Annotated in this window: 15 protein-coding genes; 11 read left to right on the plus strand and 4 right to left on the minus strand. The window is 58.4% G+C overall.

The genetic code is table 11. From position 1 onward, the window contains the following. Positions 1-2 precede the first annotated feature (2 nt). Positions 3-620 (minus strand): NAD(P)-dependent oxidoreductase, encoded by a 618-nt coding sequence (locus tag ACIQ09_RS07620; protein WP_398307833.1) that lies wholly within the window; start codon positions 618-620, stop codon positions 3-5. Positions 621-744: 124 nt separating this feature from the next. Here ACIQ09_RS07620 and ACIQ09_RS07625 point away from each other — a divergent pair, with 124 nt between their 5' ends. After that, positions 745-1635 (plus strand): LysR family transcriptional regulator, encoded by an 891-nt coding sequence (locus ACIQ09_RS07625; RefSeq protein ID WP_398307835.1) that lies wholly within the window; start codon positions 745-747, stop codon positions 1633-1635. A gap of 39 nt (positions 1636-1674) precedes the next feature. Here ACIQ09_RS07625 and ACIQ09_RS07630 read toward each other — a convergent pair whose 3' ends face one another. Continuing rightward, positions 1675-2217 (minus strand): DUF2058 domain-containing protein, encoded by a 543-nt coding sequence (locus tag ACIQ09_RS07630; protein WP_398307836.1) that lies wholly within the window; start codon positions 2215-2217, stop codon positions 1675-1677. A 180-nt stretch (positions 2218-2397) separates the two neighbouring features. Here ACIQ09_RS07630 and ACIQ09_RS07635 point away from each other — a divergent pair, with 180 nt between their 5' ends. From ACIQ09_RS07635 to ACIQ09_RS07650, 4 genes are all read left to right on the plus strand, one after another. Continuing rightward, positions 2398-3468: a DUF1176 domain-containing protein gene (locus ACIQ09_RS07635; protein WP_398307837.1), complete on the plus strand. Its 1071-nt coding sequence runs from the start codon at positions 2398-2400 to the stop codon at positions 3466-3468. Between the two features lie 217 nt (positions 3469-3685). Next, positions 3686-3970 carry a helix-turn-helix domain-containing protein gene (locus ACIQ09_RS07640; RefSeq protein ID WP_296407712.1) on the plus strand — a complete coding sequence of 95 codons (285 nt, stop codon included), beginning with the start codon at positions 3686-3688 and terminating at the stop codon, positions 3968-3970. Further along, positions 3954-5249 carry a HipA domain-containing protein gene (locus ACIQ09_RS07645; protein WP_398307839.1) on the plus strand — a complete coding sequence of 432 codons (1296 nt, stop codon included), beginning with the start codon at positions 3954-3956 and terminating at the stop codon, positions 5247-5249. Before ACIQ09_RS07640 ends, ACIQ09_RS07645 begins: the two co-directional genes overlap by 17 nt. Positions 5250-5500: 251 nt before the next feature. Continuing rightward, complete coding sequence (locus ACIQ09_RS07650; RefSeq protein ID WP_398307859.1) at positions 5501-6166, plus strand: type II toxin-antitoxin system HipA family toxin; 666 nt, start codon at positions 5501-5503, stop codon at positions 6164-6166. Positions 6167-6296: 130 nt separating this feature from the next. Here the strand turns inward: ACIQ09_RS07650 and ACIQ09_RS07655 are convergent, their stop codons facing one another. Next, positions 6297-6785: a hypothetical protein gene (locus tag ACIQ09_RS07655; RefSeq protein ID WP_398307841.1), complete on the minus strand. Its 489-nt coding sequence runs from the start codon at positions 6783-6785 to the stop codon at positions 6297-6299. Next, a complete protein-coding gene (locus ACIQ09_RS07660; RefSeq protein ID WP_398307843.1) occupies positions 6782-7840 on the minus strand; it encodes a helix-turn-helix domain-containing protein in 1059 nt (352 codons plus the stop codon). Before ACIQ09_RS07660 ends, ACIQ09_RS07655 begins: the two co-directional genes overlap by 4 nt. A gap of 478 nt (positions 7841-8318) precedes the next feature. Between ACIQ09_RS07660 and ACIQ09_RS07665 the strand changes: the two genes are divergently transcribed. The 6 genes from ACIQ09_RS07665 (at position 8319) to ACIQ09_RS07690 (ending at position 14761) form a co-directional block, all read left to right on the plus strand. After that, positions 8319-9251 carry a nuclease-related domain-containing protein gene (locus ACIQ09_RS07665; RefSeq protein WP_398307845.1) on the plus strand — a complete coding sequence of 311 codons (933 nt, stop codon included), beginning with the start codon at positions 8319-8321 and terminating at the stop codon, positions 9249-9251. A gap of 176 nt (positions 9252-9427) precedes the next feature. Next, positions 9428-10702, plus strand: coding sequence for a hypothetical protein (locus ACIQ09_RS07670; RefSeq protein WP_398307847.1), 1275 nt, complete (start codon positions 9428-9430; stop codon positions 10700-10702). Between the two features lie 8 nt (positions 10703-10710). Then, on the plus strand, positions 10711-11814 hold the full coding sequence (locus tag ACIQ09_RS07675) for a hypothetical protein (RefSeq protein ID WP_398307849.1): 1104 nt from the start codon (positions 10711-10713) through the stop codon (positions 11812-11814). An 82-nt stretch (positions 11815-11896) separates the two neighbouring features. Next, on the plus strand, positions 11897-12652 hold the full coding sequence (locus ACIQ09_RS07680; protein ID WP_398307851.1) for a hypothetical protein: 756 nt from the start codon (positions 11897-11899) through the stop codon (positions 12650-12652). Beyond that, positions 12649-13503, plus strand: a complete 855-nt coding sequence (locus ACIQ09_RS07685) for a hypothetical protein (RefSeq protein ID WP_398307853.1) — start codon at positions 12649-12651, stop codon at positions 13501-13503. The genes ACIQ09_RS07680 and ACIQ09_RS07685 overlap by 4 nt, the downstream gene beginning before the upstream one ends. 415 nt (positions 13504-13918) lie before the next feature. Beyond that, a complete protein-coding gene (locus ACIQ09_RS07690; protein WP_398307855.1) occupies positions 13919-14761 on the plus strand; it encodes an OST-HTH/LOTUS domain-containing protein in 843 nt (280 codons plus the stop codon). Positions 14762-15173 lie beyond the last annotated feature (412 nt).

Genomic DNA, 15173 nt, shown 5'->3' on the forward strand with positions numbered 1-15173 from the left:
CCTCAATAGCCGACGGTGAAGCGCTGGCGGGGGTGCCGGGGCTGCTCGATCTCATCCACCAGGGCGATGGCGTAGTCCTCCATCGAGACGTGGCTGTTGCCTGCCCCGTCGATCAGCAGCGCGTCGCTGCCCAGGCGGAAGTGGCCGGTGCGCTGGCCCGGCTCGAACAGGGCCTGCGGGGAGATGAAAGTCCAGTCCAGCTCGGTCTCGCCACGCAGGGCCTGCAGGAAGACACCGCCGGCGCTGGCCTCGGCCTTGTAGATCTCCGGAAACTCCGGGGTGTCGATGAGGGCGAGGCCCGGGGCCACTTCCAGGCTGCCGGCCCCGCCGACCACCACCACCCGCTTCACGCCGGCCTGCTTCGCTGCGGCGATCAGGGTGGGGGCGTCGATGCCGCCGACAAAGCGCGTGCTGCTGACCACCACATCGTGGCCTTCGAGCAGGCGGGCCAGGGCCTTGCCGTCGGTGACGTCGGCGGCCTTCAGGCTCAGGCCGGGTTGGGCGCTGGCCTGGCCGATGTTCCGGGCGATGCCGGTGACCGTGTGCTGGCGGCCGAGGAGTTCGGTGGCGATGCGGGAACCGGCGCGGCCGGTGATGCCGAGGATGGCGACGTGGGACATGGATGTTCTCCTGGAAGGTTGTGGAGGAGCGTGATTGCTCCTTCCATGTCCGTCATCCTATGTTTCTTGATCCGGCAGAAAAACCGCATAATCGGAAAGTCTTTATTGCACGATCCGATTGAATATGGACCGCATCACCGCCGCCGAAGTGTTTGTGGAGATCGTCGATCGGGGCAGCATGGCCGCCGCCGGTCAGGCGCTGGAGATGTCACCGGCCATGGTGACCCGCTACCTGCGGGAGATGGAAACCTGGGCCGGGGCCCGGCTGCTGCATCGCACGACCCGCCGCCTGAGCCTGACGCCCCCCGGCGAGCAGGTGCTGGCCCGCTGCCGGGCCATGCTGGAGGTGTCGGCGGCCATGGCGGTGCTGGGCACCGACGAGGCCGATCCCGTGCAGGGCATGCTGCGGGTGGCCTGTGCCCCGTCCCTGGCCCAGAGCGCGTTGGCCCGCGCCCTCCCCGAGTTCCTGCGCCGCCACCCCCGGGCGGCGGTGGACCTGCGTGTGGATTCCCGGGCGGTGAATCTGGTGGAGGAGCGGATCGATCTGGCCATCCGCATCACCAATGATCTGGACCCCAACCTGATCGCCCGCCGGCTGACGGATTGCGCCTCGGTGATTTGCGCCTCCCCCGCCTATCTGGCGGAGCACGACACGCCGGCCACGCCCCGCGATCTGAGCACCCACAACTGCCTGACCTACTCCTATTTCGGCCACAGCCTGTGGGAGTTCGTGGACATCAGGGGTGAGCACATGGAGGTGCCGGTGAGCGGGCGGCTCAGCGCCAACGAAGCCCAGGCGCTGCTGTGTGCCGCCGAGCATGGCGCCGGGATTGCCCTGCAGCCGCGCTATGCGGCCCGTGAGCTCATCGCCGCCGGCCGGCTGGTGGCCCTGCTGCCGGGTTACGAGCCCAAGTCGCTGGGCATCCACGCGGTGTTCCAGTCGAACCGGCAGATGCGCCCCGTGCTGCGGGCGCTGGTGGATTTTCTGGTGGAGTGGTTTGCCCGGCCGCAATGAGGCCGGGGCTGGAAGGCCTGAAGGGGCAGGACGCCCGGCTCACCACATCAGGTCGTCGGGCACCTTGAAGTCGGCGTAGGGGTCGTCCTCGGCGGGGACTTCGGCCTGCTTCACGTACACCACCCGGGCCGGGTCGCGCTCGGCGATCTTGTCACCGATGGTCTTGGGCAGCAGCTCGGCGGCCTCGCCCTGGCAGACGATCACCAGGTGCCCGGCGGCAATGTGGTCACGCACCTGGGCCGACACGAACATGCGCTTGATCTTGCCGTCGTGGGTGTAGTTGTAGGCCACCTCGGCGGCGCCCCGGGTGAGCTTGGCCTGCTTGTGCTGCTGGATCATCTGCACGATCTGCGCCTCGATGGCCTTCTGCCGCGCGGCCGCGTCGCGCTGGGCGTTGAGCTCCCGTGCCCGCTCGGCCTGCTGGCGCTGGATCTCCAGCGCGGCCTGCTTGGCCTCGTCCACCGTCTCGACCCCCGACTTGCGGTCGAGCTTCTGCTGGCGAGACTTGTCCTGGTTAAGCTGCTTGGCCTTGCCCTTGCTGACCAGGCCGGCCTTCATGAATTGATCCTGCAACGACGCCATGGGCGTTTCTCCGTGATGTGTACTGGCCACCGCGGCGGTGGTCGGGAAAGGGAGGATAACAAGGGGCAAATCGGTCCGCACGCATTGATGGCAGGGCGAAGGGCACATAGACTCCCAGCGCACGTCCCGGCACCCATCCCCCATCGGCCCCGCCATCCCGCGCGGGCAAGGAAAACCCCCATGCCAAGCCCCGCTCCCCTGCTCTGCGCCGCCCTGCTGCTCACCGCGCCGGCCCTCCATGCCGCCGACCTGCCCGGCACCCGCTTCTTCCACGGCGACTGGGAGCTGGCCTGCGACAACACCCGCACCTGCCGGGCCGCCGGCTACAGCGTGGATGGCGCCGAGCTGGGCATCGCCGTGCTCCTCACCCGCCCGGCCGGGCCGGGGCAGCCGGTGACGGCCCAGGTGAGGGTCGGCCGCTACGACGACAACCCCGTCGTCGACAAACTGCCCCGCAACTTCCAGCTAACCCTCCGCATCAACGGAACGCCCCATGGCGCCGTCGCCTTCGACAGCGACAGCCTCCTCGGCGAACTCACCCCGGCCCAGATCAAGGCCCTGCTTGCCGCCCTCACCCGCAAGAGCAGCATCGAGTTTGTGCGCAAGGGCAACACCTGGGCCCTCTCCGACACCGGCGCCGCCGCCGTGCTCCTCAAAATGGACGAATTCCAGGGCCGCCTGGGTACCCCCGGCGCCCTCATCCGGCCCGGCACCCAGCCCGAAAGCAAGGCCCTCCCCCCGCTGTTGGGCCTCGTCGTCAAGCCCGGCGCCATCGCCCCCGCCAGGTCGGGTGACAAGACCTGGGTGAAGCAACAAGGCCCCGCCCTGCTCAAGGCCCTGCGCGCCACCCTGAAGAACGACGAAACCGACTACTGCCCCGACCTCACCGAACCCGATCCGTCCGTTGACGAAGCCCCTACCGCCACCCGCCTCACCGACACCCGCTTCCTCGTCGCCACCCGCTGCTGGAGCGGCGCCTACAACGTGGGTTACGGCTACTGGATCGTCAATCAAGCCCCGCCCTACCAGCCCGTGTTGGTCACCACCCAGGGCTCGGAATACGACGCCGGCACGATCACCGCCACCCAGAAAGGCCGCGGCCTGGGGGATTGCTGGTCAATGGAGGAATGGAAGTGGGACGGCAAGGGCTTCGTGCTGGCCCACGCCACGTCCACGGGCATGTGTCGGCTGATCGCACCGGGCGGGGCATGGGATCTGCCGACGCGGGTGGGGCTGGGTGGGGGGGAGTGAGAAGGAGGCCTGCTTTGGGCTGGCCTGATGGGGTGTGTTGGAAATATTCCTGAGATCGCAGGAATTCATCGGCTATTGGTGGATTCGGCTCGAGAATTCCTGCGCTCGTAGGAAATTATGGCAATCGCTGCGGCCTCCGACTATTATTCCTGCGATCACAGGAATAATAGTCGGACGAATCGTTCGTGAGACGACTGAGCGCTGAGGAAAGATCTCCATGAAAAAAACGGTGGATTCCGTCTCGGATATCGGCACGGTGCTTCGTGCTGTCCGCAAAAGCTCCGGCATCCGGATCGACGATCTGGCGGGCATGGTGGGTGTCAGCAAGCAGTTCGCGTCCGACGTGGAGAACGGCAAGGACACCGTGCAGATGGGGCGGGTGTTTCGCTTGCTCCGGGAGCTCGGGGTGCGCGTGTCCGTAGAATTCCACGACTCCGCGGCAGCAGAGCTTGAGCGCCTGGTGCAGCGTGCAGCGCAGAAGCGGGATGCTGACGGTGAGTGAAGCGCGCGTTCTGCAGATCTATTTTGAGCGCCAGCATGTTGGCCATCTGCTCGAAGAGCAGGACATCTGGACGCTGAAATACGATGCGTCGTGGTCAAGGTCTGCCCAGGCTTTTGACCTGTCGCCGGCTTTGCCACGACATCAGCTTGAGCATCGCGACGGGAGCACGGTCAGAACCGTACAGTGGTTCTTCGACAACCTCCTGCCAGAAGAGCATCTGAGAGAAGCGGTCTGTCGGGAAGCCAATGTCCGCGATGCCTTCGACGTCTTGCGATATCTGGGGAGGGAATCGGCTGGCGCCCTGACCTTACTGCCACCCGGGGAGGCGCTTCCGACCGACAGCGCGATTGTGCCGCTGCCCGACGATGCGCTTGCCCGCCGCATCCGCAATCTGCCGCAGCAGACCCTGATCCGTGATGCGCCAAAGAAGATGTCGGCCGCGGGCGCGCAGCATAAATTGCTGCTGGTCATAAAAGAAGGTGAGCTGTTTGAGCCTGCCGGCGCCACGCCGTCCACGCACATCCTCAAGCCCGACCATCCCGACGTGGAGCATTATCCGGCATCGGCCTACAACGAATTCCTCACCATGCGGCTGGCCAGGGCGGCGGGGCTGCTTGTTCCGGACGTCATTCTGCGGCGCCTGCCCGACGACCAGGCGGCGGTCCCGGTCTACATCATTGAACGCTTCGACAGGCTGGGCAGCTTTCCCGATACGCAGCGAAAACACATCATTGACGCCTGCCAGCTGCTCAACATCTCCCGCACGCTGAAGTACAGCCGGGCGTCCCTGGAGACGCTGTACGAGATAAGTACCCTCTCGGCAAATCCTGCGGCAACGCGGTTTCGACTCTTTCGATGGCTGGTCTTCAACGTCTTTCTGGCAAATGACGACAGCCACCTGAAGAACCTTTCATTTGTCATGACCGCCCTGGGGCCGGAGCTGGCGCCCCATTACGATCTGCTGAGCACATCCGCCTATCACACCAGAGCATTGGGCACCCAGGCCGGACCGTGGCCCGCCGTGCGCATGGCCATTGAACTGCCAGGCGCGGCGAGATTCAACGAGGTGAAACTCGACAGTCTCATCGAAGCCGGCAAGGCGCTTCGCCTTCCAGCGGAGGCGGCAGCGCGCATCGTGAACGACGTGGCAAAGGGGATTCGCAAGGCCCTCGCCAGCCCGGAGCTGGCGCCCGCTACACCGATTGAACAGCGTGTGTTCAAGGTTGTGGATCACATGATTGTTGGGGAGATGGCGGGGCGGATTGTGGGGATGGGGTGATGGGTGTCGAGGGTGGTTGTGCGGATGGATGTTGGACAAGTGGGCCAGCCGTCTTGGGGTCTCTGTTCCCACACTGATTCGTCTGGAGAAAGGGGATCCGTCTGTGAGCATGGGGGTGTATGCCTCGGCCTTGTGGCTGCTCGGTTTGGCGGACGGGCTTGGGGACTTGGCTGAACCGGGCAAGGATGTCCGGGCACTCGAATCCGACGTGCGTCAGGCCAGCCGTCTGCGGGCCCGCAGAACGCGTATAGCTGCGGCGGCGAGAGCTAACAAGGAAGGCGACGAAGCATGAGCATGCCGCCCTGACGCTTGCAGCAAAGGCAGGGATTGCCGTGGTGGAAACGCGGCCCATTCCGTTTGCGCGGGGCGTCGCCCTGGCGATCAAGCGCTTCGACCGGTCGGAAGGCCGACGATGGCACGCGCTGTCGGCCAACGTGGCCTTGAAGGCCGCGGGTGTCGAGCTGTCGTACCCGAATCTGGCTCAACTCCTCCGCCGCCGGGGAGACGTCGATACCCATCGTGCCCAGATGCATCAGCTGTTCCGGCGCATGGTGTTCAACATCCTCATCGACAACACGGACGACCACGAGAAGAACCACGTTCTCCTGGTCAGCCAGGCACAGCAGTACGCGCTCGCACCCGCCTTCGATGTGCTGCCGATGGGGCAGTCATTGGGCTATCAGGCAATGACGGTGGGGGCGCAGGGGGCGGAGTCCAGCATCGAGAACGCACTCTCTGCCGCAGGGCAGTACTGGCTGACGCCTCAAGCCGCGAAGGCCGAAGTTAGCCGGGTTGTGGAAGTGGTGAATGCATGGCGCGAGCACTTCATGGCCGCTGGCGTGCCGGCAGCTTCCGTCGAAGAGCTCGCCCAGCACATTGACCGCCCGTTCTTGCTGCGCCAACGCTTGGGGCAGTAGTTATCCCGTCAGAGGTAGGGATGGCTCACGGAGTCGCTGCTTCAGGGCGGCCAGCATCAGCTCAATCTCGGGATCGGCGTCGAGCACCAGCTTGCGCTTAGAGCTTCGGCTGCCAGCGTCTGCTCTGGGCTCATGCACGCCACTGCTGAAGACGGATCTGGCATTCTGCATGAGGCAAACGTGCATTTTTCAGCAACATGCTCTCCAGACAATCCGCTGCACGCGTTGTTGGAATCACGGCATGCTCAACCAGACGATCCAGTAGCCATAGCGCACCGTGCACCTCCAATCCGTCTTTCTGCGCCTGCTTCCTGAGCCGACCATCACCGGTCAGCAACGGCCGCGTTGTCTCGTGAGCCAGGAAATAGCAGGAGACATCTGCCAATGAGCTGTTGTTGTGTTCGGCCATCAAGCCGTACAACTTGATGACCGCAGTGTCATCCAACGGCTCGACGAGCAGCCCACGTGCGAGCAAGGCCGAATGGTCGAAGTTGTTCAGCTCAGCCAACACGAATTCCGTACAACAAAAGGTGAGTGGGAGCTGGAACAACTCATTGAGCAAGCCTGCGTTGTTGAAGTCGATCCAGATATTGGTATCGCTGATGTAAATCCGGCTCATGCGGTAACAGTCGATACCTGTAGCAAGGGCTCCAGTTGATCAATCGGCCTCTGCAGAAATTCAGACGCGCGAGATGGGCTGAATAGATCTTCTGCCAGCCCCCAGAACACCAGGGACTCGAATCGGCGGGGCTCCTCAGCGGGCATCGGCTCCGGCTCGGCCGACCTCCAGCCGTTTTTGCTGAACTGGATATAAATCGAGTGATATCCCGCATCGCTCAATAGCTGAAGATCTTTAAGGCGACGTAGCGCCACCTGCATCGACACGCCATAGCGCCGTTTGGCGTTTAGCAGTTCCACCGGATGAACCCGAGAACGCTTATGCCCGCCAAAATCCAGGACAACCTGATCCTTGGGGTACAGGAAGGCGCCAGCAAAGCGATGGCAGCAGGCCTCTTTCTCCTTCTCTGGCATCTCTTCAGGCAAGGACATGACCCAGTGCCCCAATTCATGCGCAGCGGTAAAACGCATGCGCTCACCGGGGCGAGTCCGGTTCAAGGCGATCAACACATGTTGTTCATCGTGAGTCGCCGCACACGCGCCGTCGAAGTCTTCCGGACCGTCGAGCAAGGCCACCTTGATTCCATGGTCTTCGAGCAACTCGGTCAGATTGGCAATGGCATCACCGCCGATGGCCCAATCCATTCTGAGCTTCCGAGCGGCCTCCTCAGCGGCTTCGACGGATGAGACTGGCATGAAGTGGGTGGGCGTTGCTTCCACCGCGACATCTGCTGCATCAAAGCACCGCTCCAAGGCGATGTAACGCTCCAGATGCTCACGCATCTGCTCCTCGACCTGTTCCTGTCGATACTTCGGCATCTTCGCCAGCTTGCGAAATTCCAGTGGTGCCAAGGCCACCGCATCTGCGCGAAAAAAATACTCGGGCTTGACGTTCAGCACCTTTGCCAGTTGCAGCAAGCGAGTTGAATTGGGCACTGCACCGCCCTTCTCAAACTTACTCAAGGCTTGTTTGCTGATGTCGCCCAGCCGCTGCGCCACCTCTTCAAGACTCAAGCCTCGAAGCACACGGGCACGACGGATGCGGTCATGGATCATGGTCCCCTCCTAGGTTGACAAAATATTTAAAAAAGTAAAAATCGTCAACCTTGAGCCGGCGTGAGACTCGATCTCTCATGCGACGGATACGGGTGAAGTGCCCGGCAATCCGGTCGAGCTCATGCTTGATCTCGATAAGCGCTGACGAACCATCGGCCAGGAACAGCTCGAAGTCAGGTGTCTAGCGGCGCAGGCGATTGCCATCCGGATACTGGACGGTTTCGGGTTGTTCCGTGTAGGCCGCGATCAGGGGCGAGTTCTCGAAGTGATAGATGGCGTCCAGTTCAAGGAGTCCCCCGGGCGTTGCACAGTGCCTCGTGCTGCTCGCAGGTGCTTCGCGCCAGGTTCGAGTTGCTGAGCTAATAGGCCCGGCGGGTGGGTCGAGTGACGCAGTGCATAGATGAAGAGTGGCCTGGTATGCCACGATGGTGCTTACAGCCGTAAGGTATGCCCATCCGATCCTCATCCTGCCGCGTCCGTGATCTACAAAGAACTCGATCCCTTTTCCTCCGAAGACAAGTTTGCCCGCTCCGGCCGTGCGGCCGAGGAGCAGATGGCCTTCTACCTGAAGCGCTTCTTTGCCAATGACCCGGAGATCGTGGTGCTCAACGGCATCCGGCTGGAACATAACGGCGATGCCGCCCAGGTGGACCACCTGCTCATCCATTCCCACGGCCTCTCCATCGTGGAGAGCAAGAGCGTGGTGGGGAAGATCCAGATCAAGGACGACGGGCAATGGCTACGCTGGTTTGGCGCCAACCAGTCGCGGGGCATGGCCTCTCCCATCACCCAGGCGCGCCTGCAGGAGCGCTTCTTCCGCGACGTGCTGGGCAAGGCCTCGAAACGGCCAGACCTCTTTTCCACCATACCCTTCGACCTTTACGTAGCCATCTCGGACAGCGGCATCATCCTGTGGCCCAAATCCGGGCAAGTGGAGGGTGTGTGCAAGGCCGACCAGGTGCCCGACCGCATCGTCACCGCCAATACCGCCCGCATGAACAGCGGGCAGGCCCTGGGCCTCGCGCTGCCCGACCGGCTGAAGATTGCCGAATTCCTGGTCAAAACCAATAAGCCCTTGCGCCCCCACGAAGGGGATGTGAAGGGAGAGGCCAAGGTGGAAACGGAAGTCGCTGAGGCGATAAAGCCTCAGGAAAGCGCGGTGCCGCCGGCAAAGGACAGTCCCGAAACACCTTCAAACGGCCACGCCTGTCGCCAATGCCGCAGTACGGATCTGGAGATCCGCTATGGCTATTCCTATTTTTTCTTCTGCAAGGCGTGTGAAACGAATACGACGATCAAACCAAGCTGCCCGAAATGCGGCGAATTGGGGCGGCTGAGGAAGCAGAAGAATACGTTTTATGTGACGTGCGAGAAATGCCAGGGGGAGGAGGTGTTTTTTGTTAATGGGTGAGGGGCGGCTGTTCGGCCCAAGCTGTCGTTTGGTTTCTGGTCAAAATAGAGTTGTAATGTGCCGGTTAGTTGCCTCGCAGATTCTGGCATTCCAAACACTCGCTTGGGTTGCTTTGTTTGATATCTTTGTCATATCATGAATGGAATTAGAACAATCGCATTATCTTGAGGCGGAGTATGAATAAAAAGCAGGTCGCTGAATTTGCCTTTGACATCCAAACCGGGCTCGGCCGATCGGACGCACCAGAGTTTGACAGGCTTCGGACAATCGGAATGGCGGCATCACTTGCTGTTCATATTCGCGGGGTTGGAGAAATTCCGTACGAAGTGCTTCGCAAGGTTTCTGATTTCTATTTCGACATACCATCTTATGCGCTGCGAGATGTCATCGAAGTGCTTGAAGAAGTCGAGTTCATCGATGTCGTCTCGACGAAGTCCAAGATAGACCGCGTTATCCCAACGGTTCCACACTTTAGGGATGTGTATTCTGTACTGGGCGAACACAAAGACTTGGACTCCCTTAACGAGCATGAACAAGCCGCAATCCATATCTTGGGAGCCTTGCAACAGCAACCAGAAAACCGCGATCGCTTGGCGACGACATCCGGACTCGACAAGTCAGTTTTTGATAGATGCGTAAAAATTGGCAGTCATGGGGGGCTAATTCGTGAACATCGAGTTCGCGGAAGGAACGTCCTCGTCAGCCCAGTATATTTTGCTGACAACTTGGACGGTCTGGCCGACATTGCTGCAACGGCCGGTGCTGGCGAGATAGGAAAAGCGTTAGCAGTCATTCGAAGACACCAAGGATGGCCTCTCTCTTTGGCAATGACTTACGGCGAAATTGGCGGTACTAAACTCACCAGCACCCAGTCTGCTCTCATAAGTAAACTGGCTGAAGAGGGTGTTCTAAAACCGCCAACAATAGCTTTCGACAATACGAGCGAATCTTTCCTTTTCACACCTCAACCAGGGCGCGCCCGCCTCGATTGTGCCAATCGTGAAATATATGAGCGTGCTATGGCACTAGTTGCAGCAGTGCGCAAGGGGCAACTTCTGCCTGATCAGTACAAAATTAAATGGCCGTTATCGATTTTGCGCGCGCTGAGAGACCGTGGATTCCTCGGATCGAACTCTGACGCGAATGCTCAATACCGTAATCTTGTGGTTATGAAAGTCGCCTATCTAAAAGAAACCTTGGCGGGGCGGTGGCAACTCCACCTTCTACCAACTGAAGAGAACAAGGCGGCACTTGACCTTGCAATCCAGCTTCTTCAAACCGGAGAGCTGGCTGGTATGGAAGCGAATAACGAAGCAAGAATAGCCCTTTCGAAAGACGAGAAATATATCCAGTCTGTTGTTGCTGCTGCTGAGTTACGTAAGCGCGAGAAAAAAGCAGTAGATGAGCAAGCTGTTTTTGAGTTCGAGCAGTTGATGCTCACCTTTAATTGAGAATATCAATGGCTTCGACAGATAAAGACGTACACCAAAAAACCAAGGCGATCCAATATTGCTTGGCGACAGGTCTCGTGCCCTTCTATGAGGTTAACATTACTAACCTCCGGGAGTTGTCTGATGCACCGGAGCTTCTCACTGATGTTGATGTTCTTGGTATTAGATTCAACCAAGCGAAGCCCGAGCGGATCATTTTTGATTGCAAGACGAACAACAAGACTAGCCCAATAAACAGGGCGTTCTGGGCTGCTGGTTTAATGCGTTACATCGATGCTAGCGAGGCGTTTGTTATTCTCAAAAAGGCTGCATCAGAAGGTCATAAGCTTTCTGCCAAAGGGATGCAGGTACATCTCTTTGATGAAAAACTCTTTGATAGCCACGCTGCGGCTCTTGCACCAAGCTACTTAGAAAAAGACGCCTATGCCGCAGACATCGACAATTGGCATAGTTTGCACGCATTGCTTCGATCCAACCCAACCTTTCTCAAGGTCGGCGATTTTCTTCGTGGCTCCCTTCCAACTGAACCCGATTTTGCGAAGAGTCTACGAGGAACTCTGGCCCATGTCAGAGCAGCAAGAGGGGAGATCGACCCAACTAAACCGCAACATATGGCGATCTTTTGCTACAGCGTCTTCGCGCTTTCGTTCTCGCTTGCGCCAATTATTCGTGCTTTCTTTGATATATTTGATCAAACCCAGTCGAAGGAAACCTTTGAGCGACTACTGCGTTACTACGTTTGGGGTGGGCGGGAGGCATACCAACTTCGCCGCAAAATGCGGGAGTTAATGGCCAGCACAAACGATCAAGTTTTGCCGGAATTTGACTTGGGCGCATGGGAAGATTTTCTTGAGCTAGTGCGCGCCCTTTTAGATTCGCCCTCTGATGTATTTGCATGCTGCAACCCTGTTCTCGGCTTAACACTAAGGTATGCGGGCAAGCAAACAGTTGAAGCTGACGAGAAGCTCGCTGCCGAGCTTACACAGTCCAACCGAACCCGCCAGTTTATATTTCGCCTTTCGTCATACCTCGTGTCGGGAACTGGTCTTCCCAAAGATTTTCACGAGCGGCTTAAAGCCGATATGAACTCTATCATCACAAGCAGGAAATAATCTTTCCTAGACATACCTAAGTCAGCCTTAAAAGGCACGCACAGCACAAAAAGACAATAAGATTTGCTATGAGGGAGATGAGATGAATATCGAGCAAGGATTGCTAAATCCGTTCACACTCAGTCCCGTAGGCGCTGGGATCAATTCCGCGCAATACGCCATTGTGAACATCGGAGGGGTGTCGCAGCGTTGTGTGGTGAAAATGGTAGGCGATCGTGAAATCGCCGCTGAGTGTTTTTGTGCGTTACTAGGTGACGCACTTTCCTTGCAAACCCTTACCCCAGTCATTATCACGCACCCGGGCGATAACAGCCTGTGGTTCGGCGCCAGGGATGCGGCATACCCTAGCCTATCGGCAAGGTTGAATATCGGAGCAACTGTGAATCAGCATCAACTGGTGGCGCTAGCCCAGATCCTAGCTACATGGGCGCAGGTTGGTCACGTCATCTCGTTCGATGAACTAGTCGCCAACGGCGACCGGAATCCGGGTAACGTGTTGTGGAATGGTACCGTATTCACAATTATTGATCACGAGCGCTCCCTGGGAAATATGCCCAAATTATCGAACCGGTTGGCACTGTTTGCCACCGCAAATTTCCATTCACAGCTTGTTGCCAGCGTTAGTAGCGCCGTAACAGGATCGGCGATGGCACAGCAGGCCTTCCTTGCCGCCGACCAATCTGTGTGGGACATGATTCGCAGCGAGTTTCTGGCTGCACCCCATGCTATCGGGCAACACTATGGCGCATGCGAGTCGCTCGCCAAGCAGCTTGTTACCTCATTGCCAAGTCATGCGGCCAATGCAATGTCACCCCTATTGCAAGGAGCCCATCTATGAACACGCTTGTTTCTTTGGTTTCCAAAGCAAATGCGTTCTATTCCGTCCTCGTCTGGGAGCCAGTGGCCGGCTCTGGTGAGCGATTAAACGTTGGGGCACTCGTCCAATATGACGGGACGTTTCAGGCGAGAGCACTTATTCGCGAGGACGTTCTTCGCTGTATGTACGGATCAGCTGGCGAAGGGGCATTCCAGATGATCCTTGGGACCCTTAGGGCGATTGAGGGGGTTGCGAAGCAATTTGGCTTTGCTGCGGCCCGTGAGGCTGTGCCACTCGCTTCGTTCAAATTTACCGAGGCACACGAGGCACAAGCAGACAACGAGCATGACCTTCTAAGGCAGATCGTGCTTATGCATTTCAGCCTCAGCGTGCTCTCAGAGGAGCCCACGGCGTCAGCAGACGACTCCCCCACTCCCGAACGCGAGGTTAATCAACAGTGGACCACCAAAATTAAGGAAGCCATTCAGGCCCGGCGCCCAGATCTACAGGTGTGCTTCAACCGCGAACTCGTTCTTGTGGATGGCAGCGCCCCAGTAAAATTTCCAGTTCTCACACCACGACTGGTTGCACAGTTTGGCCTGTTAAAGGAACACGCGCAGAGCCATGGCATGGAAGATGCCCGCGCCAAGATGTGGAAGCTGTCCCTTGCAACTGGAAGGAATTCGAGTCTTTCAGCAGCAATGGTCGTGGGGATTCCGCTACTTGACAGTGTGACGCTGAGTGATCGTGTTCGGGATCGCTTTCTTAAAAATATCGGTGATCTCACCCGTGAAGCCGAAAAATACAAGGTTGGCTTGCGAACGGCTCAGTCTGTTGCAGATGCAGCAGATTGTGTCATTGAGTTAGCCTAAGGGGGATGGAGTCTCCTTGGTTTCAGACGACGAAACGAAGGACTGAATTACGACGCCGAGTGACAGCGCTCTAGACTCCCCATCATGCAACGTACGCAACGAGGCCCAAAAGAGATACATGATCGGAAGGACCGTTAGGTACCCTGCTTCGATTACGTAGCGAAGTGTCGTCAGGTGTTGTTGATGCCACAGACTGACTGATTGCCTGCGGCATCTCCGATAACTTGAATATTTGCCGCCCAAGCTGATTCAAGTCTGAACGAATGAAAATCGACGCATTGCAGCCAGAATTAGTCAGCTAGCCCAAAGACTGCAAAGGCCGATAAGCTGCCATTCGATACATCGGTTTCTCTCCATTGTCCATTTCCAAAGCTACTTTCTCCCACGACCTCTTTGATTGTCTCCACCTTCCTTCATGTCCCCCGACCGTACTCCAGCCAGTGACGAAGTGTTGCGCCGTGTTGGTCGCAATCTCGTTACTTTTCAGTTGATTGAGTCATTCCTGAAGTTCCTCGTTGCGAATAGTAAGTTTTCGCAGATTGTGGAGTACGAAGATGGCTCTCCCCGAGAGAAAAGTGACGAAGGGAACAGTACGGCGCGCAGCATGCTTGGGGAGCTTGTCAGAAAGTACGTGGCGGACGTGTTGGTGGACGCGGGCGCGGAGTTGCCAGAATCAGAGTTGCCAATAAAGGCGGTGTGCAGGGCCGGCTTTACCTTCAGGGTCGAATGCGAGAGAGACGCCCTTGAGTCTTTGCGCGTGGATCTCAAGCGGATGACTGAAGCACGAAATGAGCTTGTTCATCATTTCTTGCCGCGCTGGAAGCCTGAGGACGAAGACGCAATGAACGAGGCGATGGCATATCTCGATGCACAGCGTGAGATGGTCTTGCCGATGTTCGACCACCTCAGGGCAACTGCACTTGGTTTGCAGCAATCCAGACAATGGATGGCGGACTACTTTGCCAGCCCCGAGTCCGCTCGGGATATGGAATTGATGTTGCTGCAGGGCTCGTCGTTGGTCAGACTGCTGTGCGACATCGCTGGGCAGGTTCAGCGAGCTGATGGTTGGACTTACGTGGCAACGGCTGGGCAGGTGGCCGCACGGGAGATGCCTGATAACCTGAGGGATCTGAAAGTGCGCTATGGATTCAGCACCCTCAAGAAACTGCTTATCGGCTCTGAGTTGTTCGAGGTCATGGATGAGCCTTTGGAAAATGGCGGGTTCCGGACACTCTATCGGCTCAAAGCAAGGCAGTGATTGCTAGGGCGATAGTAACTGCCCCAAATTGCGCAAGAAGTTGCATCCCTTAGGTATTTTGCATTGCGGATCGGATCTGTTTGAAGCTCTTGCCCCTTGGTTTGAACTGTCAAGGATTCCTTGACAGTTCAAACCAAGGGGGCCAATTCACTTTCAGTACGCAGCTTGACCTGGGCTTTGCCATCATCGGTCTGGTAAAGAATCAGCTCGCTCATGGGTGGGGGCTCCTGGTGCATCGTGAGGGTCTTCGGCCCCCAAAAAAGAAAGAGGCCCGGAAGCCTCTTTCGTAAGCGTCGCCCCTGTCCCGTCTTGATCCCATTTCTTTGATCCGCGAAGGTGTCCACCATTTTTGAGGGTGGACACCATGGAGATTGAGAAGGCAGCCCAAGGGGCTCGGCGTGGGGCCTATGTT

This window comes from Zoogloea sp., from assembly GCF_044344315.1.
In the GTDB taxonomy this organism is placed as follows: domain Bacteria; phylum Pseudomonadota; class Gammaproteobacteria; order Burkholderiales; family Rhodocyclaceae; genus Zoogloea.

Coding starts and splice junctions, on each gene's coding strand:
- ACIQ09_RS07620 (WP_398307833.1), bottom strand. CDS start 620: ATGTCCCACGTCGCCATCCTCGGCATCACCGGCCGCGCCGGTTCCCGC.
- ACIQ09_RS07630 (WP_398307836.1), bottom strand. CDS start 2,217: ATGGCGTCGTTGCAGGATCAATTCATGAAGGCCGGCCTGGTCAGCAAG.
- ACIQ09_RS07670 (WP_398307847.1), top strand. CDS start 9,428: ATGAATAAAAAGCAGGTCGCTGAATTTGCCTTTGACATCCAAACCGGG.
- ACIQ09_RS07690 (WP_398307855.1), top strand. CDS start 13,919: ATGTCCCCCGACCGTACTCCAGCCAGTGACGAAGTGTTGCGCCGTGTT.
- ACIQ09_RS07640 (WP_296407712.1), top strand. CDS start 3,686: ATGAAAAAAACGGTGGATTCCGTCTCGGATATCGGCACGGTGCTTCGT.
- ACIQ09_RS07675 (WP_398307849.1), top strand. CDS start 10,711: ATGGCTTCGACAGATAAAGACGTACACCAAAAAACCAAGGCGATCCAA.
- ACIQ09_RS07685 (WP_398307853.1), top strand. CDS start 12,649: ATGAACACGCTTGTTTCTTTGGTTTCCAAAGCAAATGCGTTCTATTCC.
- ACIQ09_RS07635 (WP_398307837.1), top strand. CDS start 2,398: ATGCCAAGCCCCGCTCCCCTGCTCTGCGCCGCCCTGCTGCTCACCGCG.
- ACIQ09_RS07655 (WP_398307841.1), bottom strand. CDS start 6,785: ATGAGCCGGATTTACATCAGCGATACCAATATCTGGATCGACTTCAAC.
- ACIQ09_RS07680 (WP_398307851.1), top strand. CDS start 11,897: ATGAATATCGAGCAAGGATTGCTAAATCCGTTCACACTCAGTCCCGTA.
- ACIQ09_RS07625 (WP_398307835.1), top strand. CDS start 745: ATGGACCGCATCACCGCCGCCGAAGTGTTTGTGGAGATCGTCGATCGG.
- ACIQ09_RS07660 (WP_398307843.1), bottom strand. CDS start 7,840: ATGATCCATGACCGCATCCGTCGTGCCCGTGTGCTTCGAGGCTTGAGT.
- ACIQ09_RS07645 (WP_398307839.1), top strand. CDS start 3,954: ATGCTGACGGTGAGTGAAGCGCGCGTTCTGCAGATCTATTTTGAGCGC.